At 63.5% G+C, this 24,968-nt stretch carries 19 protein-coding genes, 2 tRNA genes and 1 pseudogene; 13 read left to right on the forward strand and 9 right to left on the reverse strand.

Annotated features, from left to right (window positions below):
- The first annotated feature begins 10 nt into the window (after positions 1-10).
- The 5 genes from ACYVG8_RS09960 to ACYVG8_RS09980 all read left to right on the forward strand — a co-directional run bounded on the left by ACYVG8_RS09960 (position 11) and on the right by ACYVG8_RS09980 (position 6,400).
- Entirely contained in the window at positions 11-2,098 is a 2,088-nt protein-coding gene (locus tag ACYVG8_RS09960) for a sensor domain-containing diguanylate cyclase (protein WP_460745674.1), read from the forward strand.
- 214 nt (positions 2,099-2,312) lie between these two features.
- Entirely contained in the window at positions 2,313-2,585 is a 273-nt protein-coding gene (locus tag ACYVG8_RS09965; protein ID WP_028500008.1) for an oxidative damage protection protein, read from the forward strand.
- Positions 2,586-2,705: 120 nt separating this feature from the next.
- Positions 2,706-4,778 (forward strand): polyphosphate kinase 1, encoded by a 2,073-nt coding sequence (ppk1, locus tag ACYVG8_RS09970; RefSeq protein WP_028500009.1) that lies wholly within the window; start codon positions 2,706-2,708, stop codon positions 4,776-4,778.
- On the forward strand, positions 4,778-5,263 hold the full coding sequence (locus tag ACYVG8_RS09975) for a DUF456 domain-containing protein (protein WP_373280122.1): 486 nt from the start codon (positions 4,778-4,780) through the stop codon (positions 5,261-5,263). Before ppk1 ends, ACYVG8_RS09975 begins: the two co-directional genes overlap by 1 nt.
- 108 nt (positions 5,264-5,371) lie before the next feature.
- The gene (locus ACYVG8_RS09980) at positions 5,372-6,400 is read left to right on the forward strand and encodes an RHS repeat-associated core domain-containing protein (protein WP_460745676.1); all 1,029 of its coding nucleotides are present in this window, start codon (positions 5,372-5,374) and stop codon (positions 6,398-6,400) included.
- Positions 6,401-6,417: 17 nt separating this feature from the next.
- Here ACYVG8_RS09980 and ACYVG8_RS09985 read toward each other — a convergent pair whose 3' ends face one another.
- The 3 genes from ACYVG8_RS09985 to ACYVG8_RS09995 all read right to left on the reverse strand — a co-directional run bounded on the left by ACYVG8_RS09985 (position 6,418) and on the right by ACYVG8_RS09995 (position 7,812).
- Complete coding sequence (locus ACYVG8_RS09985; RefSeq protein ID WP_460745678.1) at positions 6,418-7,374, reverse strand: histone deacetylase family protein; 957 nt, start codon at positions 7,372-7,374, stop codon at positions 6,418-6,420.
- A 202-nt stretch (positions 7,375-7,576) separates the two neighbouring features.
- Positions 7,577-7,663, reverse strand: a tRNA-Leu gene (locus ACYVG8_RS09990).
- Between the two features lie 62 nt (positions 7,664-7,725).
- Positions 7,726-7,812, reverse strand: a tRNA-Leu gene (locus ACYVG8_RS09995).
- Positions 7,813-7,882: 70 nt separating this feature from the next.
- On the opposite strand from ACYVG8_RS09995, the pseudogene rnr reads away from it, so the two are divergent.
- Together rnr and ACYVG8_RS10005 are read left to right on the forward strand one after the other, a co-directional pair.
- Positions 7,883-10,240 (forward strand): annotated as a pseudogene (rnr, locus tag ACYVG8_RS10000) (ribonuclease R); the annotation flags it as partial.
- A 640-nt stretch (positions 10,241-10,880) separates the two neighbouring features.
- A complete protein-coding gene (locus ACYVG8_RS10005; protein WP_460745679.1) occupies positions 10,881-12,260 on the forward strand; it encodes an FAD-binding oxidoreductase in 1,380 nt (459 codons plus the stop codon).
- 123 nt (positions 12,261-12,383) lie between these two features.
- Here the strand turns inward: ACYVG8_RS10005 and ACYVG8_RS10010 are convergent, their stop codons facing one another.
- The 4 genes from ACYVG8_RS10010 to ACYVG8_RS10025 all read right to left on the reverse strand — a co-directional run bounded on the left by ACYVG8_RS10010 (position 12,384) and on the right by ACYVG8_RS10025 (position 15,619).
- Positions 12,384-13,061 carry an amino acid ABC transporter permease gene (locus ACYVG8_RS10010; RefSeq protein WP_051528996.1) on the reverse strand — a complete coding sequence of 226 codons (678 nt, stop codon included), beginning with the start codon at positions 13,059-13,061 and terminating at the stop codon, positions 12,384-12,386.
- Complete coding sequence (locus ACYVG8_RS10015; protein WP_028500014.1) at positions 13,058-13,807, reverse strand: amino acid ABC transporter permease; 750 nt, start codon at positions 13,805-13,807, stop codon at positions 13,058-13,060. The genes ACYVG8_RS10010 and ACYVG8_RS10015 overlap by 4 nt, the downstream gene beginning before the upstream one ends.
- A 117-nt stretch (positions 13,808-13,924) precedes the next feature.
- A complete protein-coding gene (locus tag ACYVG8_RS10020; RefSeq protein ID WP_028500015.1) occupies positions 13,925-14,740 on the reverse strand; it encodes an ABC transporter substrate-binding protein in 816 nt (271 codons plus the stop codon).
- Positions 14,741-15,016: 276 nt separating this feature from the next.
- Entirely contained in the window at positions 15,017-15,619 is a 603-nt protein-coding gene (locus tag ACYVG8_RS10025) for an FMN-dependent NADH-azoreductase (RefSeq protein WP_315385898.1), read from the reverse strand.
- A 163-nt stretch (positions 15,620-15,782) separates the two neighbouring features.
- Between ACYVG8_RS10025 and mscL the strand changes: the two genes are divergently transcribed.
- The 4 genes from mscL (at position 15,783) to serS (ending at position 19,305) form a co-directional block, all read left to right on the forward strand.
- Positions 15,783-16,235, forward strand: coding sequence for a large-conductance mechanosensitive channel protein MscL (mscL, locus tag ACYVG8_RS10030; RefSeq protein ID WP_028500017.1), 453 nt, complete (start codon positions 15,783-15,785; stop codon positions 16,233-16,235).
- Between the two features lie 176 nt (positions 16,236-16,411).
- Positions 16,412-17,341 (forward strand): DMT family transporter, encoded by a 930-nt coding sequence (locus tag ACYVG8_RS10035; protein WP_028500018.1) that lies wholly within the window; start codon positions 16,412-16,414, stop codon positions 17,339-17,341.
- Between the two features lie 65 nt (positions 17,342-17,406).
- Complete coding sequence (locus tag ACYVG8_RS10040) at positions 17,407-17,865, forward strand: acyl-CoA thioesterase (RefSeq protein ID WP_460745681.1); 459 nt, start codon at positions 17,407-17,409, stop codon at positions 17,863-17,865.
- A gap of 159 nt (positions 17,866-18,024) precedes the next feature.
- On the forward strand, positions 18,025-19,305 hold the full coding sequence (gene serS / locus ACYVG8_RS10045) for a serine--tRNA ligase (RefSeq protein WP_460745682.1): 1,281 nt from the start codon (positions 18,025-18,027) through the stop codon (positions 19,303-19,305).
- Positions 19,306-19,365: 60 nt separating this feature from the next.
- Here serS and ACYVG8_RS10050 read toward each other — a convergent pair whose 3' ends face one another.
- Positions 19,366-21,921, reverse strand: coding sequence for an EAL domain-containing protein (locus tag ACYVG8_RS10050; RefSeq protein WP_028500021.1), 2,556 nt, complete (start codon positions 21,919-21,921; stop codon positions 19,366-19,368).
- A 208-nt stretch (positions 21,922-22,129) separates the two neighbouring features.
- The gene (phaR, locus tag ACYVG8_RS10055) at positions 22,130-22,744 is read right to left on the reverse strand and encodes a polyhydroxyalkanoate synthesis repressor PhaR (protein ID WP_028500022.1); all 615 of its coding nucleotides are present in this window, start codon (positions 22,742-22,744) and stop codon (positions 22,130-22,132) included.
- Between the two features lie 350 nt (positions 22,745-23,094).
- Between phaR and ACYVG8_RS10060 the strand changes: the two genes are divergently transcribed.
- Both ACYVG8_RS10060 and ACYVG8_RS10065 read left to right on the forward strand, forming a co-directional pair.
- Positions 23,095-23,652, forward strand: coding sequence for a phasin family protein (locus tag ACYVG8_RS10060; protein ID WP_028500023.1), 558 nt, complete (start codon positions 23,095-23,097; stop codon positions 23,650-23,652).
- A gap of 152 nt (positions 23,653-23,804) precedes the next feature.
- Positions 23,805-24,944 (forward strand): M14 family metallopeptidase, encoded by a 1,140-nt coding sequence (locus tag ACYVG8_RS10065; protein ID WP_028500024.1) that lies wholly within the window; start codon positions 23,805-23,807, stop codon positions 24,942-24,944.
- Positions 24,945-24,968: the final 24 nt, after the last annotated feature.

Here is a 24,968-nt window from a genome sequence, read left to right on the forward strand (position 1 = left end):
TGAGGATCCTATGCGTGTTTCCTGGCTTCGGGCCTCGCTGCGCACACGCCTGGTCGTACTCGGTCTGATGGTCAACCTGACACTGGCCGGTATGCTGACCGCCGTGGCGCTGCTGTCCTGGCAATCCCTGCTGCAGCAAGACTTGCACGCGCGCGGCGATGCAATCAGCGGCCTGCTGGACAGCGGGCTTGCCGCCCTGCTGGCGAAAGGCGATCACTTCGGCATTTATCGCTTTGCCGAATCCGGGGTGGGAAGCCGGTCCATCTCTTTCCTGGTCGTGCGCGATGCCGCCGGCCATGTCCTCGTTCATACCGCTCCCGACGATCGCAGTGCGCAGCTGGCGCCGATGCCGGTGCCGGATACCCTGTACAAGCTGTGGCAGGCCGGGCCGGTGCTGGCGCTGAACCGCGACATCCACTACGACGGTCGCAAGGTGGGCAGCGTGCAGTTCGGCCTGCCGCTGGAGGATATCCGCACCACATTTTACGGGCTGCTGCTGCGCTGCCTGGCCATCTCCAGCCTGGGCGTGGTCGGCCTGCTGCTGCTGCAGCATCTGCTGCGCTGCTGGATCAGCGAGCCGATCGAAGGCCTTGTGCTGGCGGCAAAGCGGATGGCACGCGGAGAGAGTGGCGGCCTGCTGCCGCGCAGCGGGCCACCGGAAGTGATGGCGCTGAGCGAGAGCTTTGCCCGGATGCGCGAGTCACTGGACGAGCGCATGGCCAGCATGCGCATCCAGCAGGACACGCTGAATGCCATCGCCGACCATACCTATGCATGGGAGCTGTGGTTCGACCCGCAGGGCAGGGTGGTGTGGGTCAATCCGTCGGTCGAGCGCATTACCGGGCATACCGTCGAGCAGTGCCTGCAATCGGAACGCTATCTGCTGGACATGGTCAGTGACATCGACCGCGACCGGGTGTCCTGTGCGCTGCGCACCTCGCTGGCCGATCGCAAGCCGGGCCAGGGCTTCCAGTTCCGGGTCCGGCACAAGAGCGGCGCCAATCTGTGGGTGCTGGCCAGCTGGACGCCGATCTTTGCCGCCGAGGGCCAGTATCTCGGCATCCGCGTCAGCCTGCTGGACTGTACCGAAAGCCTGGAAAACCGCCGCGCCCTCGAACAGGCGGTCAGCCGGCTGCGTGTCGAGCAGTTGCGGGCAAGCCAGCATCTGCGCGATGCCCAGCGCGAGCGGGCCATGCTGGATACGCTGCTGGCCTCGCTGTACATCGGTCTGGTGTTCGTCGATGGTGAACGGCGGGTGCTGTACGCGAATCCGCTGTTCTCCCAGTTCTGGGGCCTGCCGCAGCTGGATGAACTGGCCGGGCATGTGCTGGAGGAGTTCCTGCCATCGCTGGCCGAGCTGCTGCACGGTCACAGTGGCGAGGTCGAACTGAAGCTTGACGATGGTCGCATCGTGCTGGTCCGCCTGTCACCGATCGAAGGTGATGGAGACAGTGGCAGCCTGCTGCTGTGCGAAGACGTGACGGCGGCCCGGGCCAGTGCCGAGCAACTCGTGTTCCTTGCCGAACGCGATACCCTGACCGGCATTTTCAACCGCCGCCGCTTCCAGCTGGAAATCGAGCGCATGGTCAAGCAGTCGGAACGCAGCCAGCGCTCCATGGCGCTGCTGACCTTCGACCTCAACGACTTCAAGCTGGTCAACGACAACCACGGCCATGCTGCCGGCGACATGGTGCTGATCGACATCGCCCGGGTGATCAATCGCACCATCCGCCAGAGCGAGCTGTTCTGCCGGCTGGGGGGCGACGAGTTCGCCGTCCTGCTGCCGGAAGCCGATGTGTTCGATGCCAGCATGCTGGCCGGTCGCATTGACCAGCATATCCGCGAGATCGCCTTCGATTTTTCCGGTATCGAGCGGCGGGTCTCGGCGTCGATCGGCATCGCGATCTTCCCCGATCATGCCGCCACGGCCGACGAACTGGTCGCCGCCGCCGATGCCGCGATGTATGACGCCAAGAAGGATGACGAGAATGGATGCTGGCGAATCTTCGACGGTGCCACCATGCAGGCCTCGCTGACGTTCCGCCCCCCGCACAAGCATGATTACGACGGCCGCAACGAGCCGACCGTCATCGTCTGAACACGGATACACCGCCCCTTTCACGCCGTTTCTTCTGCCGCCGGCTCTCTGCCGGCCCGGCCCTGCTGCGCAAGGACGGGCCAATTGAAGGCATAATGGTGGCGGGATCCCGTCCGGGTGTGCGTAGCGCACGGGAGGGTGTCCCGCGGCGAGGTAATTCCTCCCTGACCGCATTTTTGTCACACAACGGTATTACCGTGCGTAAAGGAAAGTCATGGCACGCATGATTCATTGCATCAAACTCGGTCGCGAAGCTGAAGGACTCGAGTTTCCGCCGCTGCCCGGCGAACTGGGCAAGAAAATCTACGAGCAGGTCTCCAAAGAAGCCTGGCAGGCCTGGCTCAAGCACCAGACCATGCTGATCAACGAGAATCGCCTGAGTCTCGCCGATCCGCGTGCGCGTCAGTATCTGACCCAGCAACTGCAGAATTACTTCTTCGGCGCCGGTGCGGACATGCCGAACGGCTTCGTGCCGCCGAGCGCCTGACCGGCGTCTTCCGCCCGGACCGGGCGGAGGCGACTGCGTGAACACGTGTGCCGGAGAGTGACGGCGGCCGGCCGGAGGGTCCCGCCGTCACGACGAATACGATTGTGAACAGGAACAAGAATGGGCGCCACAGCCGATACGCTACTCAACCGGGAACTCGGACTCATCGAATTCAACCGCCGTGTGCTGGCGCAAGCGGAGGATGAAACGCTCCCGCTGCTGGAGCGGCTGAAGTTCCTCTGTATCGTATCGTCCAATCTGGACGAGTTCTTCGAGGTCCGGGTGGCCTGGCTGAAGGACAACGTCCAGCACAACCCGAACCGGATCCTGGCGGACGGTTCGACGCCGGGACAGGCGCTGGCCAAGGTGGCGACTGCCGCCCGCGAGCTGATCCGTCGCCAGTACGATGTGCTGCGCGCCAATGTGCTGCCGGCCCTGCGCAGTGCCGGCGTGGTGTTTCTGCGTCGCGCCGAATGGAGCGTCGAGCAGCGCGCGTGGATTCGCGACTATTTCCTGCGCGAAGTGCTGCCGGTGCTGACACCGATCGGGCTCGATCCGTCACACCCGTTTCCGAAACTGCTGAACAAGAGTCTGAACTTTGCCATCGAGCTGGAAGGGCGCGACGCGTTCGGCCGCAATTCCGGCATTGCCATTGTTCAGGCACCGCGCATCCTGCCGCGGGTCATCAAGCTGCCGGAAGTGATTTCCGGCCCGCACCAGTTCGTTTTCCTGTCGTCGATCGTGCACGAGCATATCGACGAGCTGTTTGCCGGCATGACGGTCAAGGGCTTCTACCAGTTCCGCGTGACCCGCAACAGCGAACTGACGGTTGAGGAAGAAGAACTCAAGAACCTGCGCACTGCACTGCAGGGCGAATTGCGTCAGCGCCAGTATGGCGATGCCGTCCGGCTGGAGATCGCCGACAACTGCCCTGCGCACATGGAAGATTACCTGCTGGCGCAGTTCACGCTGCAGCGCGACGACGTGTTCCGCGTCGACGGCCCGGTCAATCTGGTACGGCTGATGCAGGTACCGGACATGGTTGACGTGCCGGCGCTGAAATTCCGTCCGTTCGTGCCGGCCTTGCCGTCACTGCTGGCGAAGAAGGCGACGCTGTTCGAAGCCATGCGCAAGCAGGACATCCTGCTGCACCATCCGTTCCAGTCGTTCCAGCCGGTGATCGACCTGCTGAATCTCGGGGCCACCGATCCGCAGGTGGTCGCCATCAAGATGACCGTCTACCGTACCGGTACCGATTCGGTGCTGATGGAGTCGCTGATTGCCGCCGCCCGCGCCGGCAAGCAGGTGACGGTCATTGTCGAACTGATGGCCCGCTTCGACGAAGAAGCCAACATCAGCTGGGCGCAGCGGCTGGAAGATGCCGGGGCGCACGTGGTCTACGGCGTCTACGGCTACAAGGTGCACGCCAAGATGCTGATGGTCGTGCGCCGCGAGGAGGGGCAGCTGCGGCGCTATGTGCATCTCGGTACCGGCAACTACCATCCGCGCACCGCGCGCATGTATACCGACTTCGGCCTGCTGACCTGCAACGACGATATCGCCAGCGACGTCAACGACCTGTTCGTGCAGATTACCGGCCTGGGGCGCGCCAGCAAGCTCAAGCATCTGCTGAGTTCGCCCTTCACGCTGCTGCCCGGCATGGTCGAGCGCATCCGCGCCGAGGCCGAACACGCGAAGGCCGGCAAGCCGGCGCGCATCATTGCCAAGATGAATGCGCTGCTGGAAGGCGAGATCATCGGCGAGCTGTACGCGGCCAGTCAGGCCGGGGTGAAGATCCAGCTGATCGTGCGCGGCGTCTGCGCGCTGAAGCCCGGCGTGCCCGGGCTGTCGGAAAACATCACCGTGCGTTCCATCATCGGCCGCTTCCTCGAGCACAGCCGGGTGTTCTATTACCTGAACGGTGGCAACGAAGACCTGTTCATTTCCAGCGCCGACTGGATGGGACGCAACTTCTTCCGTCGCATCGAGACCTGCGTGCCGATCCTCGACAAGAAGATCAAGCAGCGCATCATCCGCGAAGGCCTGAAGCCCTATCTGGCCGACAACGGCAATGCCTGGGAAATGAGTGCGGACGGCAGCTATCGCCATCGCACCACGCGCGGCCAGCCGCGCATCGCCCAGGAATCACTGCTGGCGGAGCTGACGGTCGCCAGCCGGGCCATCAAGCGCTGATGGAGATGCTCTGGCTCGGCTGGCTGGCCGGTCTGGTCCTGATCGGGCTGGGACTGGCCGGCTGTCTGCTGCCGGCGCTGCCCGGTCTGCCGCTGGTGTTCCTTGGCGGGCTGGCCATCGCCTGGGCCGGCGATTTCCGGCAGATCGGCTCAACCACGCTGATCGTGACCGCCGTGCTGGCCGCACTGGGCATGATGGCCGACTTCCTGGCCGGCACCCTCGGCGCCAGGGCATTCGGTGCCAGCGGCAAGGCGGTCTGGGGTGCGCTGCTCGGCAGCATGATCGGGCTGTTCTTCGGCCTGCCCGGGCTGCTGCTCGGGCCACTGCTGGGGGCTGCCATCGGCGAATGGCTGGCGCGCCGCGACGCCTATCAGGCCGGCAAGGTCGGGCTGGCGACGCTGGTCGGGCTGGTGATCGGTACGGCGGCCAAGATCGGTGCTGCGCTGGCGATGATCGGCGCGCTGGGCATTGCGTTGCTGTTCTGAGCCGCTCGTGGCGGATCGCTGCGCTGGTCGATGACGCCCGTCCCCGGCGCCGGGTTCCTATAATCCGCTCATGGTGGTCAGGGATTGTCGTGCCGGAAGGAGCGTGCCATGGTCAGACCCTCTCGCGCTGCCCGTCTGCCGTCCCGGATTGTCGGCAAGCCCTGCGTGGGGCTGCAAGGGCAGTTGCTCGACTGGCTCGATGACTCGACGCCGTACTACCACCTGGGCCACGGCGCACGCAGTTTCAACCCGGTCAGCCAGCGTTTTGTCAGCATGGACCCGTACAGCCCGTTTGCCGGTGGCGGCGACAATCCCTATGCCTTTTGCCTCGGCGACCCGGTCAATCGCAGTGATCCGTCCGGTTATGTCAGTCAGCTGGGGGGCTGGACCATCCTGCTGGGCGCGCTTGGCATCATGCTGTCGCTGGTGTCACTGGGCGTGGCGCTACCCGCTTTCGGGCTGGTGACCGGTGCCATCAGCGGATTGTCCTGTGTGGTGTCGATGACGGGGAGCGCGCTCGGCATTGCTGCCGCGCTGATGGAAAACCACGAACCGGTGCTGGCATGCAAGATGGGGGACGTGGCCAACTGGCTGAGCATGGCCGGCGCAGTCATCGCCGTTTTCGGCGTGGGGGTCGTGCTGTGGCAGCGGCTGGCCTCGCGTGGATTTATCAGTGGATCCATCAGCGGCAAGAGCGCCGTCGTTTTCGACCGGCGGGGCCGTCCGGAATTCCTGTTCGCCGAGCGCTATCGCAATGGCTCATTGCTCGCCATGCACGGAAACCGGGAAGGGATGCTGTACGGGCCGGGTCAGGGGTGGCTGCCCGCCCGCAAATGGGGGCTGCAGCTGCGCTCGAGTCTGTTGTACCAGTCGAGCAATCGCAGCGGGCCGCTGTATCTGATGGCCTGCCATGCCGGCCGGCAGCCAGCCTCCGGGCTGGCCAATGCCCAGATACTGTCCAGTGTGCTGGACAGGAATGTCATTGCAGCCAGAAACGTGGTTTCGGTCGGCTGGGATTCAGGAACTACCCTGGGGCGCGCCCTGTTCGGGATGAAGGGAATGGGTACCCATCACCGGACGCTGCATTTCTTCGACCTGTATCACCAGCCGTTCCGTACCTTCACGCCATTCACCTAGCGGACCCCGCGCCGGTGTCAGCCATCACTCAGCACGCGGATATGCGCGGCGACGCTGCGACCGAGCGGCGACAGCTCGTAGCCGCCTTCCAGCACCGACACGATGCGCCCTTCGCAATGTTCGGCGGCAAAGCGCATCAGCTCGCGCGTGACCCACTCGTAGTCGGCCTCCACCAGCCCCATCGAACCCATGTCGTCCTCGCGGTGGGCATCGAAGCCGGCCGAGATGAAGATCATCTGCGGATCGAACGCAGTCAGCCGTGGCCACCACTGCTCCTGGACCACCTTGCGGAAGTCGGCGCCGCTGCTGCCGGCCTTCATCGGCACATTGACCATGTTCTCGCCCAGCGGCGCATCGCCACAGTACGGGAAGAACGGGTGCTGGAAGATCGAGCACATCAGCACGTGCGGATCGTCGCGGAAGATTTCCTCGGTGCCGTTGCCGTGATGCACGTCGAAATCGATGATGGCAATGCGCTCCAGTCCGTGACGGAACTGGGCGTGGCGGACGCCGACGGCGAGGTTGTTGTAGTAACAGAAGCCCATGGCCTTTGCCGACTCGGCATGGTGGCCGGGCGGGCGGATGGCGCAGAACGCATTGGGCGCCTGGTGGCTGCAGACCAGGTCCACGGCACGCACCACGGCGCCGGCCGCACGCTTGGCGGCGATCAGCGTGCCGGGCGACATGGCGGTGTCGGAGTCCAGCCGGAACGTGCCGGCCAGCGGCAGGCTCATCTCCAGGTATTCAAGGTAGCGCGGCGCATGCACGCGCGCGAGCTGTTCATCGCTTACGACCGGCGCTTCGACTTCAGTCAGGAAATCGAACAGTTGCGACGCGATCAGTTGATCGCGAATCGCCACCAGACGGGCAGGGCATTCGGGGTGTCCTTCGCCAACGTTGTGCTGCATGCAGTCGTTGTGCGAGACATAGGCGGTGAGCCCTGGCGCAAACTTTTGCTTAAGCCAGTCGAACAAGGCCGTCTCCTCTATGGTTTTGTCATCGGCTGTCCGTCAAAAGTGTGCGCTGTGGCCGGGCTATTTGCAATGCGCGCCAGCGATTCAAATGACATTTTTTTGATATTGCCCAAAGAAGGCGGGCAGGGCGGGGAGAGGGGAGCGACCGGCGGCAGAAACGAAAAAAGCCAACCGAATCATCGGTTGGCTTCTTTCGCGGATTTGGTGCCCAGGAGAAGACTCGAACTTCCACAGTGTTGCCACCGCTAGGACCTGAACCTAGTGCGTCTACCAATTCCGCCACCTGGGCAATTTCATTCGGGATTTTTTTGCTGTGACTCGTTAGAATCACGGCAAGCGCGGGTATTTAGCTGGTGCCCAGGAGAAGACTCGAACTTCCACAGTGTTGCCACCGCTAGGACCTGAACCTAGTGCGTCTACCAATTCCGCCACCTGGGCCCGCGCTTCTTTGCGACTTGGTGTCGCTCCGAATGAGACGCGAATTATAAGCACCTCTCAGAGGCTGTCAATGGTACGAAAGAAAAAAATTATCAAATCATCACTGCGCGAGCAGGATCCGCACCTGGATCGGGAAAAGCAGAAGTACGATAACCCGTTGCCCAGTAGGGAGTTTTTGCTCGAAATCCTCCAGAAAGAGGGGGCGCCCATGACTGCAGAAGAATTGGGGCGTCTGCTCGATATTCGTGACGATGAATGGACATTCTTCACCCGTCGCCTGCGTGCGATGGAGCGCGAAGGCGAAGTTGTCGTCAATCGCAAGGGCGCGGTCTGCATTGCGGACAAGCTGGATCTGATCCGGGCGACGCTGATCGGCCATCGTGACGGCTTCGGTTTTGCCCGGCCCGAAGATGGCGGTTCCGACCTGTTCCTGTCGGAACGCGAGATGCGCAAGGCGCTGCATGGCGACCGGGTCATGGTGCGCGAGAGCGGGACCGACCGTCGTGGCCGCCGCGAGGGCACCATCGTCGAAGTGATCGACCGGGTGAACACCACCCTGGTCGGCCGCCTGCACCGCGAACGCGGCGTGCTGCTGGTCGTGCCCGAGGACCGGCGCATCAACCAGGACCTGCTGATCGAGCAGGATGGCGATGCCGGCGCCGAGCCGGGCCAGGTGGTGGTGGCCGAGATCGTGGTGCCGCCGACCCGCTACGCGCAGCCGATCGGCCGCGTGCGCGAGATCCTCGGCAACTATGCCGACCCGGGCATGGAGATCGAGATTGCGCTGCGCAAGCATGCGCTGCCGTATCGCTTCCCCGATGAGGCCGTGGCCCAGGCCAAGGACACGCCGAAGAAAGTCCGCAAAAAAGACCACAAGGACCGGGTCGACCTGCGTGACCTGCCGCTGGTAACCATCGACGGGGAAACCGCACGCGACTTCGACGATGCGGTCTATGCAGAGAAGGCCGGCAAGGGCTGGCGGCTGATCGTGGCGATTGCCGACGTCAGCCACTATGTCGAGCCCGGCGATGCGCTGGACGTGTCCGCCTATGAGCGCGGCAACTCGGTCTATTTCCCGCGCCGGGTGATTCCGATGCTGCCGGAAGCGCTCAGCAACGGCATCTGCTCGCTGAACCCGGATGTCGAGCGCCTGTGCATGGTGTGCGACATGCAGGTAACGCCGAAGGGCGAGGTCAAGCGCTACCAGTTCTATCCGGCTGTCATGCAGTCCAAGGCCCGCCTGACCTACAACCAGGTCTGGGACTGGATCGAAAGCGGTGTCGAGCATCCGCTGAAAAAGCAGATCGATACGCTGTATGCCCTGTTCCAGGCATTCCGTGATACGCGTGCGCAGCGCGGCGCGATCGACTTTGACACGGTCGAGACGCAGATGGTGTTCAACGATGACGGCAAGATCGACCGCATCGTGCCGGTGGTCCGCAACGAGGCGCACAAGCTGATCGAGGAATGCATGCTGGCGGCCAACGTCTGCTCGGCCGACTTCCTGCTCAAGCACAAGCAGCCGTGCCTGTACCGCGTGCATGAAGGGCCGACGCCGGAGAAGCTGGAGAACCTGCGCAACTTCCTGCGCCTGTCCGGGCTGAGCCTGGGCGGCGGCGACAAGCCGGGCGCCAAGGACTATGCGCTGCTGGCCGAACAGATCAAGGGACGCCCGGACAGCCCGGTGCTGCAGACCATGCTGCTGCGCAGCCTGCAGCAGGCGGTCTATACGCCGGACAACCTGGGTCACTTCGGTCTGGCATTCGAGGCCTATACCCACTTCACCAGCCCGATCCGTCGTTACCCCGACCTGCTGGTTCATCGTTCGATCAAGGCCGTGCTGCAGGACAAGAAGTACAAGCCGGTGCAGAAGTGGGCGATTCTCGGCCAGCATTGCTCGACCACCGAGCGGCGTGCCGATGAGGCGACCCGCGACGTCGAGAGCTGGCTGAAGTGCTACTACATGCGCGACAAGGTCGGCAGCGTGTTTACCGGCACCATCAGCGCGGTGACCGCGTTCGGCATCTTCGTGCTGCTGAAGGACGTTTACGTCGAAGGTCTGCTGCACATCTCCGAACTGGGGCGTGATTACTTCCACTACCGGCAGGACATCCAGTCCATCGTCGGCGAGAAGAGCGGCGTGCGCTATGCGCTCGGCGATCCGATCACGGTGAAGGTGGCGCGCGCCGATCTGGAAAGCGCGCAGATCGACTTCGTGCTGGCGCCCCAGGAACGCAATGGCAATGGAAACGGCAACGGCAAGCCGTCCAGGGGTGACACGCCGTCGTCGGCCAGGGCTGCGCCGGTCGTCGCGCGTGAGCCTGCTACCGGCAAGCCTGGGCGCGAGCGCCAGGGCAAGCAGAAACAGATGGCGGCGAAACCGGCCCCCGTGTCCAGGCCCGCTCCGGTGCCACCGGCCCCCGCCAAGGCTGCGCCGGTGACTCAGGCCAAGGCTGCGCCAGTGACACCGGCCAAGGCTGCGCCAGCTCCCGCGACCAGACCGGCCCGGCAGGCCACGCCAGCGGCGAAGCCCGCGCCGGCACCGGTCACGCCGAAGCCGGCTGTTGCCAAGCCAGCAGTCAAGGCCACACCGGCCGCAGCGCCGGTCAGGACCAAGGCAGCTGACGCTGCACCGACCGCTACCCGTGCCAAGCGTGGTGGCACCGGCCAGCGCGCGGCCTTGCTGTCGGCCCCGGTGGTGCCGTCGACGGGCGAGCCTGCCCGTCCGGAAACGCCGGCCGCTGCCGACGCCGCAAAGCCGGCGCCACGCAGTCGCAAGCCGGCCACGCCGCCTGCCGCCGCTCCGGCGACGGAGACGCCGCCAGCCAGGCCTGCACGGGCGCCGCGCACGCGTACGGCCCAACCGGCCACGCCGCCGGCCGATGCTGCACCGGCCGAGCCGGCAGCCAAGCCGCCGCGCTCACGGACCCGCCGCAAGGCAGGTTGACCGTGTAAGCCGATCGAACAGACCCTGCCACAAGGCAGGGTCTGTTTGTTTGGGCGTTTTCTCCACGCGCGTCCCGTGCCATGATCTCCAGCCAAACCCTTCACCCTCAGCGAGCTTCGCCATGACTGCCCCTGCCGCCCTGACCGCCCTGTTTGGCGACCGATGCCGGACCGATGCCGATACCCTGACCGAATACGGCCGGGACTGGACCCGCTATACCGAGCCGGCCGCGTCGGCGGTGGTGTTCCCGACCTCGCGCGATGAACTGGTCGAGCTGGTGAAACTGGCCAATCGCGACCGGCTGGCCCTGGTGCCGTCCGGCGGCCGGACCGGCCTGTCCGGCGGCGCATGCGCCACGGCGGGCGAGGTGGTGGTCTCGATGGAAAAGATGGACCGGCTGCTCGATTTCAACCAGACCGACCGGCTGATCACGGTCGAGGCCGGCATGGTGACCGAGGTGCTGCAGCAGCACGCGCTGGAACGGGAGCTGTACTTCCCGGTCGATTTCGCCTCGCGCGGTTCGAGCCGGATCGGCGGCAATATCGCCACCAATGCCGGCGGCATCAAGGTGGTGCGCTACGGCATGTTCCGCGACTGGGTTGCCGGACTGACCGTGGTCACCGGTGCCGGCGAAGTGCTGGAACTGAACCACGGGCTGGAAAAGAACAATACCGGCTATGACTTCCGCCATCTGTTCGTTGGCAGTGAAGGCACACTGGGCTTTGTCGTTGATGCCACGCTGAAGCTGGCGCGGCGGCCAAAGGAACTGGCGGTGATGCTGCTGGCCGTACCGCAGCTCAGCGATGTGATGGAGGTCTTCAACCGGTTCCGCCGCGATATTGACCTGTCCGCATTCGAGTTTTTCTCCGACCAGGCGCTGCGTCATGTCGAGGCACGCGGGCTGGTGGCCAGCCCGTTTGCCGAGCGTGAGAACTACTACGTGGTGCTGGAGTTCGAGCGGATTGCCGACAGTGCGGAAACCATGGCGCTGGACGCATTCGAGTCACTGCTGGAAAACGGTTTCGTCACCGATGGCGTGCTGGCGCAGTCGGAAACCCAGGCCGCACAGCTGTGGCGCCTGCGCGAGGACATCAGCGAGTCGATCACGCCGCGCACGCCGTACAAGAACGACATTGCCGTGCGCCCGTCGCAGGTGCCGGCGTTCGTGGCTGAACTCGATGCGCTGCTGGCCCGGGAGTACCCGGATTTCGAGGTAGTCTGGTTCGGGCATATCGGTGACGGCAATCTGCACATCAATGTGCTGCGCCCGCTGGACATGGACATTGCCGCGTTCAAGTCCGCCTGCGAGCAGGTCAATACCCGGGTGTTCGGGCTGCTGCGGCGCTACCGGGGCAGCATGTCGGCCGAGCATGGTGTCGGGCTGCTGAAACGGCAGTACCTGGGCATCAGCCGCAGCGAGGCCGAAATTGCGCTGATGCGGCGGGTCAAGGCCGCATTCGATCCCAACGGTGTGATGAATCCCGGCAAGCTTGTTGCCTAAATTTTGCACCGCCGGATCGATGGCGTTATGGAACAGTGACTTGCCTGAGTTGTCCACAGCTTGCCGACAGGGGAATCCACCTGGATTGGGGATGTCCACAGCCTGCCGGCCGCTGTGGACAACTCAGATGGCGCTGCGACGGCCCAGTCGTGCGGCGGCCAGATCCAGCGCCGTGCACAGCACGAAATACATCAGCCCGACGCACAGGAAAATCTCCAGCGGATAGACCATCAGCTGGTTGTTGACCTGGGTGGCGACATAGGTCAGCTCGCTGACGCCGACGATATAGGCCAGCGACGTATCCTTGATCAGCGAGATCCACTGGTTGACGAACGACGGCAGCATCATGCGCAGTGCCTGCGGCAGCACGATCAGCCGCAGCACCTGCCAGCGGGTCAGCCCGGACGACTGGCCGGCTTCCCACTGGCCGCGCGGGATGGCATGGATGCCTGCCTGCACGCCATGGGCGAGATAGGCGCCGCCGATCAGTGCCAGCGCGCACACCACGGTGCCGATTTCCGGCACGTCGAGGCCGAACACGATCGGCAGCAGGAAATACACCCAGAAAATCAGCATCAGCACCGGAATGGCGCGGAAGAAGCCGATGATGGTGCTGATCAGCACATTGAGGCCGCCCCGGCTCATGGCCAGCACAATGCCGCCGGCGATGCCGAGCAGCGATGCCGCCACCCCGGCATACGCGCTGAGCAGCAGGGTCAGCGCCATGCCGCCCAGCGGGCCATCCGGGAAATTGCCCCACAGCAGATAGTCGAAGTGATCGCCAATCACGGCCCAGTTCATCGCAGTTCTCCGGTCAGGCGACGGTTGCGGTTGCGCAGCTCGCGCGACAGCACCTCAAGCACGGCGATGATGCCGATGTAGAACAGCGTCGCCACACCGAAGGCCTGGAAGGTCTTCAGCGTTTCGGTTTCGACCTGGCGCGACGCGTACGACAGCTCGGCCAGACCGATGGCCATGGTCAGCGAGCTGTTTTTCACCACATTCATGTACTGGCCGAACAGCGGCGGCTGGGCGATGCGCAGCGCCTGCGGCAGGATGACGAAGCGCCATACCTGCCACGGTTTCAGGCCCTGCGCGGTGGCGGCCTCGAACTGGCCGCGCGCCACGCCGCGGATGCCGGCGCGGAGTTCCTCGGCGATGAACGCTGACGAATACAGCGTCAGGCCGAGCAGACCGGCGAGAAATTCGAACGATGGCCAGCCCAGCGACAGCGTGCCCAGTTGCGCCAGCACATGCGGGCTGTTGAGCCAGTTCATTGCCGCTTCCGGCAGCAGGCTGGCGGCACCGAAATACCAGAACAGCAGTTGCACCAGCAGCGGGGTATTGCGGAACAGGGTCAGCCAGGCGATGGCAGGCAGCCGCAGCAGCCACAGCGGGCTGGCGCGCAGCGCGGCGAGCACCAGGCCGAGTGCGGTGGCGGCGATGACCACCAGCAGCGACAGCCACAGGGTGACGGCGACGCCCTGGGCCAGCCAGCCGAAGTAATGGGGTTCCAGCCAGTCGATATGAAGCAGGGACGATTGCATGATGGAAAAACCGCAGAGTACCAAGCAAAAAAGCCCGACCGGCCATGTCGGCCAGTCGGGACGGAACGGGTGAGGGCAGTCGACCGGGCTGCGTTTCAGCAGGCCCGGGACTGGCGATCAGACCTTGCTGCCGATCTTGAAGTCGCCGCGCGGCAGGTAGGCCGGGCTTTTCGGGCCGAACCACTTGTCGTAGATCTTCGTCGCCTTGCCGGATTTTTCCAGATCGAGCAGCGTATCGTTGACGACCTTGACCAGACGGTCTTCGCCCTTCGGGATGCCGATGCCCTGGTATTCGCGGGTCAGCGCGAACGGCGACACCTCGAACTGCGACTTGATCTGTGCCGGCGTATTGGCCAGCAGGCCGATCAGCTTGGCGTCATCCTGGGTGATGGCCTGGACATTGCCCTGGCGAAGGGCGGCGAAGGCCAGCGGGGTGTCGTCATACGAAACCACCTTCACCGTCGGGTACTTTTCCCGCAGGGTGATTTCCTGCACCGTGCCCTTGTCGGCGCCGACGCGGACCTTCTTGATATCGTCGGGCTGCTTCAGCACGCCCTTTCTGGCGATGAACTTCTGGCCGGTGGCAAAGTACGGGATGCTGAAGTCGACCTGCTTGCTGCGCTCGTCGGTAATGGTGAAGTTGGCGGCGATCAGGTCGACCTTGTTCGACGTCAGCAGCGGAATGCGGTTGGCCGGGTTGGTCGGGCGCAGCTCCAGCTTGACGCCGAGCTTTTGCGCCAGGGCCTGGGCGACGTCGACATCGAGGCCGACGATCTGGCGGGTCTTGGCATCAATGGAACCGAACGGCGGGTTGCTGTCGAACACGCCAACCTTCAGCACACCGGCCTTCTTGATGTCGTCGAGTTTGTCGGCCTGGGCATGCCCGGCCAGCGCGGCCAGTGCAGCGGCCAGCAGCAGAATGCGGCTTTTCATCTTCAAATCCCCTTGAGCGGCTGGGCTCACGGCGGTAGCCGTAGCCCGGAAACAGGTGTTGTGCGGGTTGACATGCCTGCGTGCCGGCCATCGTCGTGATCTGCGGCGGGACGGCATCGGGATGTCATGGCGCTCATCCTACTGCCACCAGACTCAGATGAAGAAATTATATTAAATCATCTTCATATATTAAATTTATATATGCGATCCGGGCGGGAGCGAAAAATGAAAAACCCTGCCGATCGGCAGGGTTCTGACTGGCCGGGCGCGGCGGTATCAGTCGGCAACCAGCTCGGCAATGCGGCTGGCGGCTTCGGCTTCGGCCTTGGCGCGCAGCTCGTCACCCATATTCAGGCCTTCGGCGTAAACGAATTCCACCGACTTCAGACCGATAAAGCCGAGGAAATCCTTCAGGTAGCCGGTCTGGGTGTCGTGCGACGTGCCCTGATACAGGCCGCCACGGGCCGCGAATACGGTCACCGGCTTGTCGGCGAGCAGGCCGACCGGGCCGGTCGGGGTGTACTTGAAGGTCACGCCGGCACGGGCGATCCAGTCGAAATACGCCTTCAGCGTCGACGGAATGCCGAAGTTATACATCGGCACCGCCAGTACGATGGCGTCAGCGGCCTGGAGTTCGGCGACCAGTGCATCCGAACGGGCGATCAGCGCCTGCTGTTCTGCCGTGCGTTGTTCAGCCGGTGTGAAGAAGGCACCCAGCACGTTGCCGTCGATGTGCGGCAGGGCGTCGGCGGCGAGATCGCGGGTGACGACCTTCAGCTCCGGCTGCACGGCGCGCAGGGCAGTGATGTAATTGTCGGCAAGACGGGTGGATTCGCTGACCTGGCCGCGGGCACTGCTGGTGATCTTCAGGACGTTCATGATCGTTTCTCCTCGGGGAATTCGGTTGACAGTCAGGATTCTACGAGCTGCAGCGCAAGTTCATAGTGGTATGTTCTGAGTGTTTCATTCAGTTTTTCTGAATTGACGTACCATGTCACTGGTCTGCTAAAAACACGACATCAAACAGATACGGGAATCAGGGATGCTGAAGGAATTCAAGGAATTTGCCATGCGTGGCAATGTCATCGACCTGGCGGTCGGTGTGGTGATCGGTGGCGCGTTCGGTTCCATCGTCAAGTCGCTGGTCGACGATGTGATCATGCCGCCGATCGGCCTGCTGGTCGGCAAGGTCGACTTTGCCAACCTGTTCATCACGCTGAAGGAAGGTGCCACGCCGGGGCCGTATGCCAGCGTTGCTGCCGCCAAGGCCGCCGGTGCCGTCACGCTGAATGCCGGGCTGTTCATCAACGCGGTGGTCAGTTTCACCATCGTGGCCTTTGCCGTATTCATGCTGGTCAAGGCACTGAACAAGCTCAAGCGCGAACAGGCCGGGCCGGCAGCGGAAGCGCCGACGACCAAGGAATGCAGATACTGCCTGTCCGCCGTGCCGCTGAAGGCGACCCGCTGCCCTTGCTGCACGTCACAACTCGACTGAACCGGCGTTGACGCTGGCCCGGGCGACGGCGTAGCCTGTGCCGGTCCCCCTCCATTCACGAACGAACGGCCTGCTGCGTTGCAGGCCGTTCGCTATCCTGTTGCCCTGCAAATGTCACCGACTCCGCCGTGCCCGTTCTGCCCCGCTCCCCGTCATTGTCATGCCGGAGGACGGTCATGAACGGCATCCTGTCGGGCCGTGCCGCCCAACTGGCCCTGCTGCTCGGGCTGTGGCTGGTGTGGGGCTACTCGTGGATCATGACCAAGACCGGGCTGATGCATATCAGCCCGATGGGGCTGGCCGTCGGGCGTTCGCTGTTTGCGCTGGCCTCGCTGCTGGTGGTCCTGCTGCTGACGCGACGTTCGCTGACGCCTCCACCATTTCGCGACATGCTGGCCATCGGCCTGACCCAGAACACCGGTTTCTATGCACTGTCCAACCTGGCGCTGCTGGCCGGCGGCGCCGGCAAGGTGTCGGTGCTGTGCTACACCATGCCGTTCTGGACCCTGCTGTTCGCCCGGGTGTTCCTTGGCGAGCAGGTGCGGGGGCTGCAGTGGATCGGGGTCATGCTGGCGCTGTCCGGGCTGATCTGCATTCTCGAGCCATGGGCACTGGAGGCGGACAGCGTGTCCAACTGGCTGGCGATAGCCGCCGGCATGAGCTGGGCGGTCAGCGTGATCCTGCTCAAGCGCTTCCGCGCCCGCCATCCGGGCGCCGATCCGATCAATCTGACCTTCTGGCAGATGGTATGGGGCACGCTGCCGCTGGTCGTGCTGTGGCTGCTGGTGCCGAACCGGCCGGTCGACTGGGGCATGCCGCTGCTGATGGCGCTGCTGTTCCTCGGCGTGCTGGGCGGCGGCCTGGGCTGGCTGGTGTGGGCGCTGCTGCTGGGCCGGCTGTCAGCCGGGACGGCCAGCCTGAACATCCTGGCCATTCCCGGTGTGGCGGTGTTCCTGGCCTGGCTGCAGCTCGGTGAGGTGCCCGATTTTGCCGAGTCCATCGGCATGGGGCTGATCGCCTGCGCACTGGCGGTGCTGGCAGCGGTGACCATGTTCAACGAGCGCCGGCTGAAGCGTCAGCTGCGGGCGAGAACCCCTGTCGCCTGACGGCGGTATTGGGCAAACGGCAGAAAACGGGCAGACTGCCCTGATTCTCCCTCCTGGCGCCGAACATGAACGAAGACAACCGCAAACTCTCGATGACCGTGCTGATGACGCCGGACATGGCCAATTTTTCCGGCAATGTGCATGGCGGCACGATCCTGAAGCTGCTCGACCAGGTCGCTTACGCCTGCTCGGCGCGTTATGCCGGGCAGTATGTGGTGACGCTGTCGGTTGACCAGGTGACGTTCAAGCAGCCGATCCATGTCGGTGAGCTGGTGTCGTTTCTGGCCTCGGTGAATTTCGTCGGCCGCACGTCGATGGAAATCGGCATCAAGGTCGTGGCCGAGAATATCCACAGCCGGGTGGTGCGCCATACCAACAGCTGTTATTTCAGCATGGTTGCAGTCGATGCCGATGGCCATCCGGTCACCATCGAACCGTTCACGCCGGACAACGGCGAGGAGCGCGCACGCTGGGCCGCCGCCGAGCGCCGCCGTGCCGCGCGCAAGGCGCTGGCCGCGCACTGAGCGGCTGCAACGCCCGCGTCCTGTTAGAATTCCCCCTGAACGACCGAAAACCGGTCGGATGTTTTTCCCCGATGGCGCCCGCGTGGCGGGCCGCCGTGGGTCCGCACCAGACATTTGAAACCCATTGGGGCGTGTGCCCCCTATCCGGATCCGATTCTCATGCTCGATATCCAGTTACTCCGAAACAACACCGACGACGTGGCCGCGCGGCTGGCGACGCGCGGTTTCGAATTCGACGCCGCCGCCTTCACCGCGCTGGAAAACGAGCGCAAGTCGCTGCAGACCCGCACCCAGGATCTGCAGGCGCGCCGCAACGCGCTGTCCAAGCAGGTCGGCGAAGCCAAGCGCAATGGCGCCGACGCCAGCGCCGTGCTGGCCGAAGTGGCCGGGCTGGGCGACGAGCTCAAGGCGAATGAAACAGCGCTGGAAGCGCTGCAGGGCAAGCTGCAGACCCTGCTGCTCGGCATCCCCAACCTGCCGGATGCCTCGGTGCCGGTCGGCCGCGACGAAAGCGAGAACGTCGAGATGCGCCGGGTCGGCGTGCCGCGCACCTTCGACTTCGAGGTCAAGGACCATGTCGACGTCGGCGCGGTGCTCGGCCTCGACTTCGAGACCGCCGCCAAGCTGTCCGGCGCGCGCTTTGCCGTGCTGAAGGGACAGATGGCCCGGCTGCACCGGGCGCTGGCCCAGTTCATGCTGGACACGCATACCGAACGCCATGGCTATACCGAGGTCTACACGCCGTACATGGTCAATGCCGACAGTCTGCAGGGCACCGGCCAGTTGCCGAAGTTCGAGGAAGACCTGTTCCGCATTCCGCGCGGCGATGAAAACTTCTACCTGATCCCGACCGCCGAAGTGCCGGTGACCAATATGGTCCGTGGCGACCTGCTGAAGGCCTCGGACCTGCCGCTGCGCTTTGCCGCCCATACGCCGTGTTTCCGCAGCGAGGCCGGCAGCTATGGCCGCGATACGCGCGGCATGATCCGTCAGCACCAGTTCGACAAGGTCGAGATGGTGCAGATCGTCCGCCCGGAAACCTCGATGCAGGCGCTGGAGCAGCTGACCGGTCACGCCGAGGAGATTCTCAAGGCGCTGGAACTGCCGTACCGCGTCATCACGCTGTGCACCGGCGACACCGGTTTCAGCAGCTGCAAGACCTATGACATCGAAGTGTGGCTGCCGGCGCAGAACACCTACCGCGAAATCTCCAGCTGCTCGAACATGTGGGATTTCCAGGCGCGTCGCATGCAGACCCGGTTCAAGGACGAGAACGGCAAGAACCAGTTCGTGCACACGCTGAACGGTTCCGGCCTGGCCGTTGGCCGGACGCTGGTCGCGGTGCTGGAAAACTACCAGAACGCCGACGGATCGGTCACGGTGCCGGTCGCGCTGCGGCCGTACCTGCGCGGGCTGGAAAAGCTCGAACCGCAAGCGTAATTGCCAGGCGAAAAAACAGCCGGTGTTGTCGACAACACCGGCTGTTTTCATTGGCAGCGCTTAACCGTGGTGGTGGTGCGGTGCATCCGGGTTGCCCCAGGCGCGCAGCGCCTGGCTCTCGACCAGCAGATCGTCCATCTCCTGCACCGGGACCGGCCGGCTGAACAGGAAACCCTGACCGTAGGTGCAGCCGTTCTCGCGCAGGAAACGGAACTGCTCCTCGTGCTCGATGCCTTCGGCGATCGGCTCCAGACCGAGCGTGTGCGCCATTGACGTGATGGCGACGACGATGGCCGCGTCGTCCGGGTCCTCGTGCAGGTTCTGGATAAAGGCGCGGTCGATCTTCAGTACGTCGATCGGCAGCCGTTTCAGGTAGGCAAGCGACGAGTAGCCGGTACCGAAATCGTCGATGGCGAGCCGTACCCCCAGCGCCTTCAGGCTGGCCAGCGTGCGTCCCACTTCATGGGTATTGTCCATGGCCACCGATTCGGTGATCTCGAGTTCGAGCCACGAGGCGGGCAGGTTGCTGGTTTCGAGGATATTGCGCACTGTCTCGACGATATTCGGCTGGCGGATCTGCTTGCCGGACAGGTTGACCGCGATCGGGCCGGGCAGCAGGCCCTGCGCCAGCCAGGTCTGCGCCTGCTGGCAGGCATTGGCCAGTACCCATTCGCCGATGGCCAGAATCTGGTTGCTGTCTTCGGCCACCGGAATGAAACGGGTCGGCGGCACGGCACCCAGTTCGGCATTGTTCCAGCGCAGCAGGACTTCCATGCCGCACAGCGTCTCGGTATCGAGCCGGTATTTGGGCTGGTAGAACAGGCTGAGTTCCTGCCGCTCGATCGCGCGGTGCAGACCGGACTCTATCTGCATGCGCGATACCGTCTCCGCGTTCATGTCGGTGGTAAAGAACTCGAAAGTGTTCTTGCCGCTTTCCTTGGCCCGGTACATCGCGGTATCGGCGTTCATCAGCAGCACGTCGGCGTCTTCGCCGTCGCTGGGATAGATGGCGATGCCGATCGACGTGGTGGCGAAAATTTCCTGGTTTTCCAGCTCCAGCGGACTGATCAGTGCGTCGACCAGTTTCTGGGCGACCCGGGCAACATGGCGCACGTCCTGCACATCCTCGACAATGACGGTGAATTCGTCACCGCCGAGCCGGGCGACGGTGTCGCTCTCGCGCAGCGTGGCGGTCAGCCGCTCGGCCACGGCGCACAGCAGGCGGTCACCCGCCTGGTGGCCGAGGGTGTCGTTGATGATCTTGAACCGGTCCAGGTCGAGAAACATCAGCGCCATCTGCTTCTGGTTGCGCCGGGTGCTGGTGATCGAGGCACTGAGCCGTTCCATGAACAGCGTGCGGTTCGGCAGCCCGGTCAGCGAGTCGTGGTTGGCCAGGTAGTGCAGCCGTTCTTCATTCAGCTTGCGCTGGGTAATGTCGGTGAAAATGCCGGCAAAATGGGTGTAGACACCCTGTTCGTTGCTGATGCCGGTGATGGTCAGGTGCTCGTGGTAATTCCTGCCATCCTTGCGGCGGTTGACGATCTCGCCCTGCCAGAAGCCGTTTTCCTGCAGGCTGGTCCACATGTGACGATAGAACGAGTCCGATTGCCGGCCGGAACTGAGCACCTTCGGCGTCTTGCCGACCACATCGTCCTGGGTCCAGCCGGTAATGCGGGAAAAGGCCGGGTTGACCGACTCGATGATGCCGGCGGCGTTGGTGATCAGGATGCCTTCCAGCGTCGACTCGAACACCTTGTGCGCAAGGCGCTGGTTCTGGCGCGAGGCATTCAGCGCTTCGTCGCGTTCCTTCAGCGCCGAGTGCAGCTCCTGCATGTATTCGTGTTCGATCTGCGCCAGGATGTCGGCAAAACCGACCAGTCCGCGCAGTTGCTCGTTGTCGTCGAGGACGCCGAGGTGGCGAACCCGGTGCTCGGACATCATCTTGCGTGCCGAGTACAGGCTGGTGTGCTGGCGGAGGGTCTGCAGCGGGCGGCTGGCCAGCTCGCCGGCGGCGGTCTGTGCCTGTTCCTTGATCACCAGCCGGAGCACGTCACGCTGGGTCAGGATGCCCGGCTCGCCGCCATCGTCGTAGTCGACGATCACCGCGTCCTGGCGCTCCTGGCGCATCTGCCTGGCCACTTCGGCCAGTGGCAGGGAATGGGCGACCCGCAGCGGCGGGCGCAGCGGGATGGTGCCGATTTCCTTCAGCTGCAGAAAGAATTCGGCTCCCTGGTTCAGTACCACATCGGTTTGCGACAGCACGCCGCGGTAGCGGTTGTCATCGTCGATCACCAGATAGTGGCGGATATTGTGATGACGGAAGTAGACGGCGGCTTCGCTGAAGGTGATGTTGTGCGGCAGGGTCTTGACCGGGCTCGACATGACCGACGAGATCGGGTGGGACAGGGCATGGGGATCCAGCAGGTCGAGGCGCAGTACATCGGCTTCCGTCCAGATGCCGACCGCTTCACCATTTTCGTTCGTCACCAGGATGGATCCGCAGACCGCTTCGCGCATGCGTCTGGCCGCTTCGGCGATGGTGGTTTCCGGTCGACAGGTGAGCAGTTCCGGCGTGACTATCTTGCCGATGGTGCGCTGGGCGTCGATGGTGGTCACCTCGAGTGATAACGATGGATCAAGCAACAAATTATACAAGTCTTGCTGGGTCATTTGATAACAGTGTCATTGTTTTTGACTGCGCGCAATCCATTATCCGGTCGTGGTGACGCAGGCGAAGAAAAACCCCTGCATCGAGGGGTGATGTCCTGCCGGTCTGTGCGGCATCGGGCCTTTCCGGCCCGGTCCGTTTCGCGTCGAGGACGGGCTACTTGCTGCTTTCCTTGCTGCCGCTGTCGGGCCGGGTATCGGCCGGTGCTCCCTCGGCCGGCTTGTCGCCATCGGCCGGGTAGGCCGGGAAGCTGAAACCGGTGAACAGCTGCTTGGTGCGTTCCTGCATCTGGTTCTGCATTTCGACGAACAGATTGGTGCTCTGTTCCAGATAATTGGTCATCATGTTCTGCGCCGCCGGGCCCTGGAACTTCATGAAATCGGCCCACAGGTTCTTGCTCTGCGTCATCGGGCTGTCGCTCATCATCTGCCGGGTCTGGTCCTGCAGCTTGCCCTGCATCTGCGAGAACAGCTCCAGGTTCTTTTCCAGGTAACCGCCCATCAGCCCCTGCATCGCGTTGCCGTAGAAACGGATCAGCCGGGTCAGCACATCGTAGGTGAACAGCGGCGCGCCGGACGATTCCTCTTCGAGGATGATCTGCAGCAGCACACTGCGGGTGATGTCGTCCTGGGACTTGGCGTCGATCACCTGCACGTCAACGTTCTCGACAACCAGTTGCTTGACGTCCTCGAGCGTGATGTAGGAACTGGTCGCGGTGTCGTACAGACGGCGGTTCGGGTACTTCTTGATAACCCGTTTCTCGCTGCTCATGGTTTATCTCCGGCTGTTATTGGGTTTTTGTCGCCTTGCCCGGCGGCTGGGACAGGCGCTCGTTGTCTCGTCCGACGCCATCATAGCGGCGCGACCACGTTGGCGGTAGGTTTTTGCCGCGATGCGCCATCCGACGAGATATTTTTTTCGCATTGCGGATGAATGAAACAGAAATCTCCGCCGGAGGGGGCGGAGCGCAAGTTCTTCATCATAAAAAGATAATTATTGATGTCCAACAATCTGATTTGTTGACTATGCCAAATTCGACTTCTAGAATTCCCCTGCATGTTGCAGAGCACAATTGAGTGCCGCCCCCCCTTTACGCGCACTCTACATTAGGAGAAATGTAAATGTTCAATCAGGAAGAACTCAGCAAAGCCCATTTCAACCAGTTTGAATCGCTGCTGCGCCTCGCTCATATCTCGCTGGCCGGCGTCGAACGCATCGTTCGTCTGCAACTGGATGCTTCGCGCCAGTCGCTGGAAGAAAACGGCAAGCTGGTTCGCGAACTGAGCCAGACCACCGACCCGCAGCAGGCTGCCCAGCAACTGAACAAGGTGACGGCATCGGCCGTCGAGCAGGTGGTCAACCACTCGCGCAACCTGTACGAAGTGGTGTCGGAAGTCCAGACCGAAGTCGCCCGCCTGACCGAAGAACAGATCGGTCAGTACAACAAGTCGCTGATCAGCACCATCGACACGCTGGCCAAGAACGCCCCGGCCGGCAGTGACAGCGCCATCAATGCCGTCAAGTCCGGCATTGCCGCCTCGGCCGCCGCCGTCAACAGCCTGACCAAGGCCGCGCAGCAGGTTTCCGATTTTGCCGGTTCCAGCGTCAAGGCAGCGACCACCGCGACCGCCGACGCCGTCAAGAGCAATGCCAAGAAGGCGACCAGCAGCCAGGTCTGACCGCCTGACGGCAGTTAACGCCTCACCGCATTGAAGAATTGCCCCTGCCGGCCGGCCGGGGCAATTCCTTGTCGGCTCTCAGGGTTTTGGTTGCGTGCCGGCAGGGCTACAATGACGGCTTCAGTCTTCCAGCCGACCTATCGCACGACGCCATGAAAATCAGCACACAGTTCGACTCCGGCAGTATCGAAGTCGTCAGCGCGGAGCGCTTTGACGATATTCAGCTCAAGATTCGCGCCGACAATGCATCGGAATTCACTCAGTGGTTCCACTTTCGTCTGCAGGGGGCGGCCTACCAGCCCTGTGTGATGCGCTTCCTCAATACCGGGGAAACCGCCTATCCGGCCGGCTGGGAAGACTACAACCTGTGCGCGTCGTACGACCGCGTCAACTGGTTCCGCGTGCCGGCCAGCTACGACGGCAACATCATGACCGTCGAGCACACACCGCTGGCCAACAGCGTGTACTACGCCTACTTCGAGCCGTATGGCTGGGAACGCCACCTCGACCTGATCGGCGAGGCGCAGGGTTCCGGCCTCTGCCAGGTTACCGACCTCGGCACCACCATCGATGGCCGCGACATCAACCTGCTGACGGTCGGGCATGAGGTGTCGTCCGACCTGAAGATCTGGGTCATCGCCCGCCAGCACCCGGGCGAAACCATGGCCGAATGGTTTGCCGAAGGCCTGCTGCGCCGTCTGCTCGACTGGCAGGATCCGATTTCGCGCATCCTGCTCGAACATGCCACCTTCTACATCGTTCCGAACATGAACCCGGACGGCTCGGTGCGCGGCAATCTGCGCACCAATGCCGCCGGTGCCAACCTGAATCGCGAGTGGCTGTCGCCCAGCCTGGAACGCAGCCCCGAGGTGTACTGCGTACAGGCCAAGATGCGCGAAACCGGCGTCGACCTGTTCCTCGACATCCATGGTGACGAGGCGATACCGTACGTGTTCGTCGCCGGCACCGAGGGCGTGCCGGGCTACAGCGAGCGCATCGCCGAGCTGGAATCCGCCTTCAAGCACCATCTGGAACTGGCCAGCCCGGACTTCCAGGACGAGCAGGGCTACGACAAGGACAAGCCGGGCGAAGCCAATCTGTCGATGGCGACAGCCTGGGTCGGCCATACTTTCGACTGCCTGGCCTATACGCTGGAAATGCCGTTCAAGGACAACGCCAACCTGCCGGATGACGATTATGGCTGGAACGGTCAGCGCAGCCTGCGCCTCGGCGAGGCGATGCTGAACCCGATCTACGCCGTACTCGAACGCCTGCGCGCCCAGCAGCGCTGATCTGCGGGATGGCGCAAACGCCCC

It is taken from the genome of Microvirgula curvata (assembly GCF_054781615.1).

Bases quoted from the DNA above. Each gene is read 5' to 3' on its own strand.
- mscL (WP_028500017.1), top strand. From the start codon at position 15,783: ATGCTGAAGGAATTCAAGGAATTTGCCATGCGTGGCAATGTCATCGAC.
- ACYVG8_RS10010 (WP_051528996.1), bottom strand. From the start codon at position 13,061: ATGAACTGGGCCGTGATTGGCGATCACTTCGACTATCTGCTGTGGGGC.
- phaR (WP_028500022.1), bottom strand. From the start codon at position 22,744: ATGAGCAGCGAGAAACGGGTTATCAAGAAGTACCCGAACCGCCGTCTG.
- serS (WP_460745682.1), top strand. From the start codon at position 18,025: ATGCTCGATATCCAGTTACTCCGAAACAACACCGACGACGTGGCCGCG.
- ACYVG8_RS10015 (WP_028500014.1), bottom strand. From the start codon at position 13,807: ATGCAATCGTCCCTGCTTCATATCGACTGGCTGGAACCCCATTACTTC.
- ppk1 (WP_028500009.1), top strand. From the start codon at position 2,706: ATGGGCGCCACAGCCGATACGCTACTCAACCGGGAACTCGGACTCATC.
- ACYVG8_RS10060 (WP_028500023.1), top strand. From the start codon at position 23,095: ATGTTCAATCAGGAAGAACTCAGCAAAGCCCATTTCAACCAGTTTGAA.
- ACYVG8_RS09960 (WP_460745674.1), top strand. From the start codon at position 11: ATGCGTGTTTCCTGGCTTCGGGCCTCGCTGCGCACACGCCTGGTCGTA.
- ACYVG8_RS09980 (WP_460745676.1), top strand. From the start codon at position 5,372: ATGGTCAGACCCTCTCGCGCTGCCCGTCTGCCGTCCCGGATTGTCGGC.
- ACYVG8_RS09975 (WP_373280122.1), top strand. From the start codon at position 4,778: ATGGAGATGCTCTGGCTCGGCTGGCTGGCCGGTCTGGTCCTGATCGGG.
- ACYVG8_RS10035 (WP_028500018.1), top strand. From the start codon at position 16,412: ATGAACGGCATCCTGTCGGGCCGTGCCGCCCAACTGGCCCTGCTGCTC.
- ACYVG8_RS10025 (WP_315385898.1), bottom strand. From the start codon at position 15,619: ATGAACGTCCTGAAGATCACCAGCAGTGCCCGCGGCCAGGTCAGCGAA.
- ACYVG8_RS09965 (WP_028500008.1), top strand. From the start codon at position 2,313: ATGGCACGCATGATTCATTGCATCAAACTCGGTCGCGAAGCTGAAGGA.
- ACYVG8_RS10040 (WP_460745681.1), top strand. From the start codon at position 17,407: ATGAACGAAGACAACCGCAAACTCTCGATGACCGTGCTGATGACGCCG.
- ACYVG8_RS10005 (WP_460745679.1), top strand. From the start codon at position 10,881: ATGACTGCCCCTGCCGCCCTGACCGCCCTGTTTGGCGACCGATGCCGG.
- ACYVG8_RS10020 (WP_028500015.1), bottom strand. From the start codon at position 14,740: ATGAAAAGCCGCATTCTGCTGCTGGCCGCTGCACTGGCCGCGCTGGCC.
- ACYVG8_RS10065 (WP_028500024.1), top strand. From the start codon at position 23,805: ATGAAAATCAGCACACAGTTCGACTCCGGCAGTATCGAAGTCGTCAGC.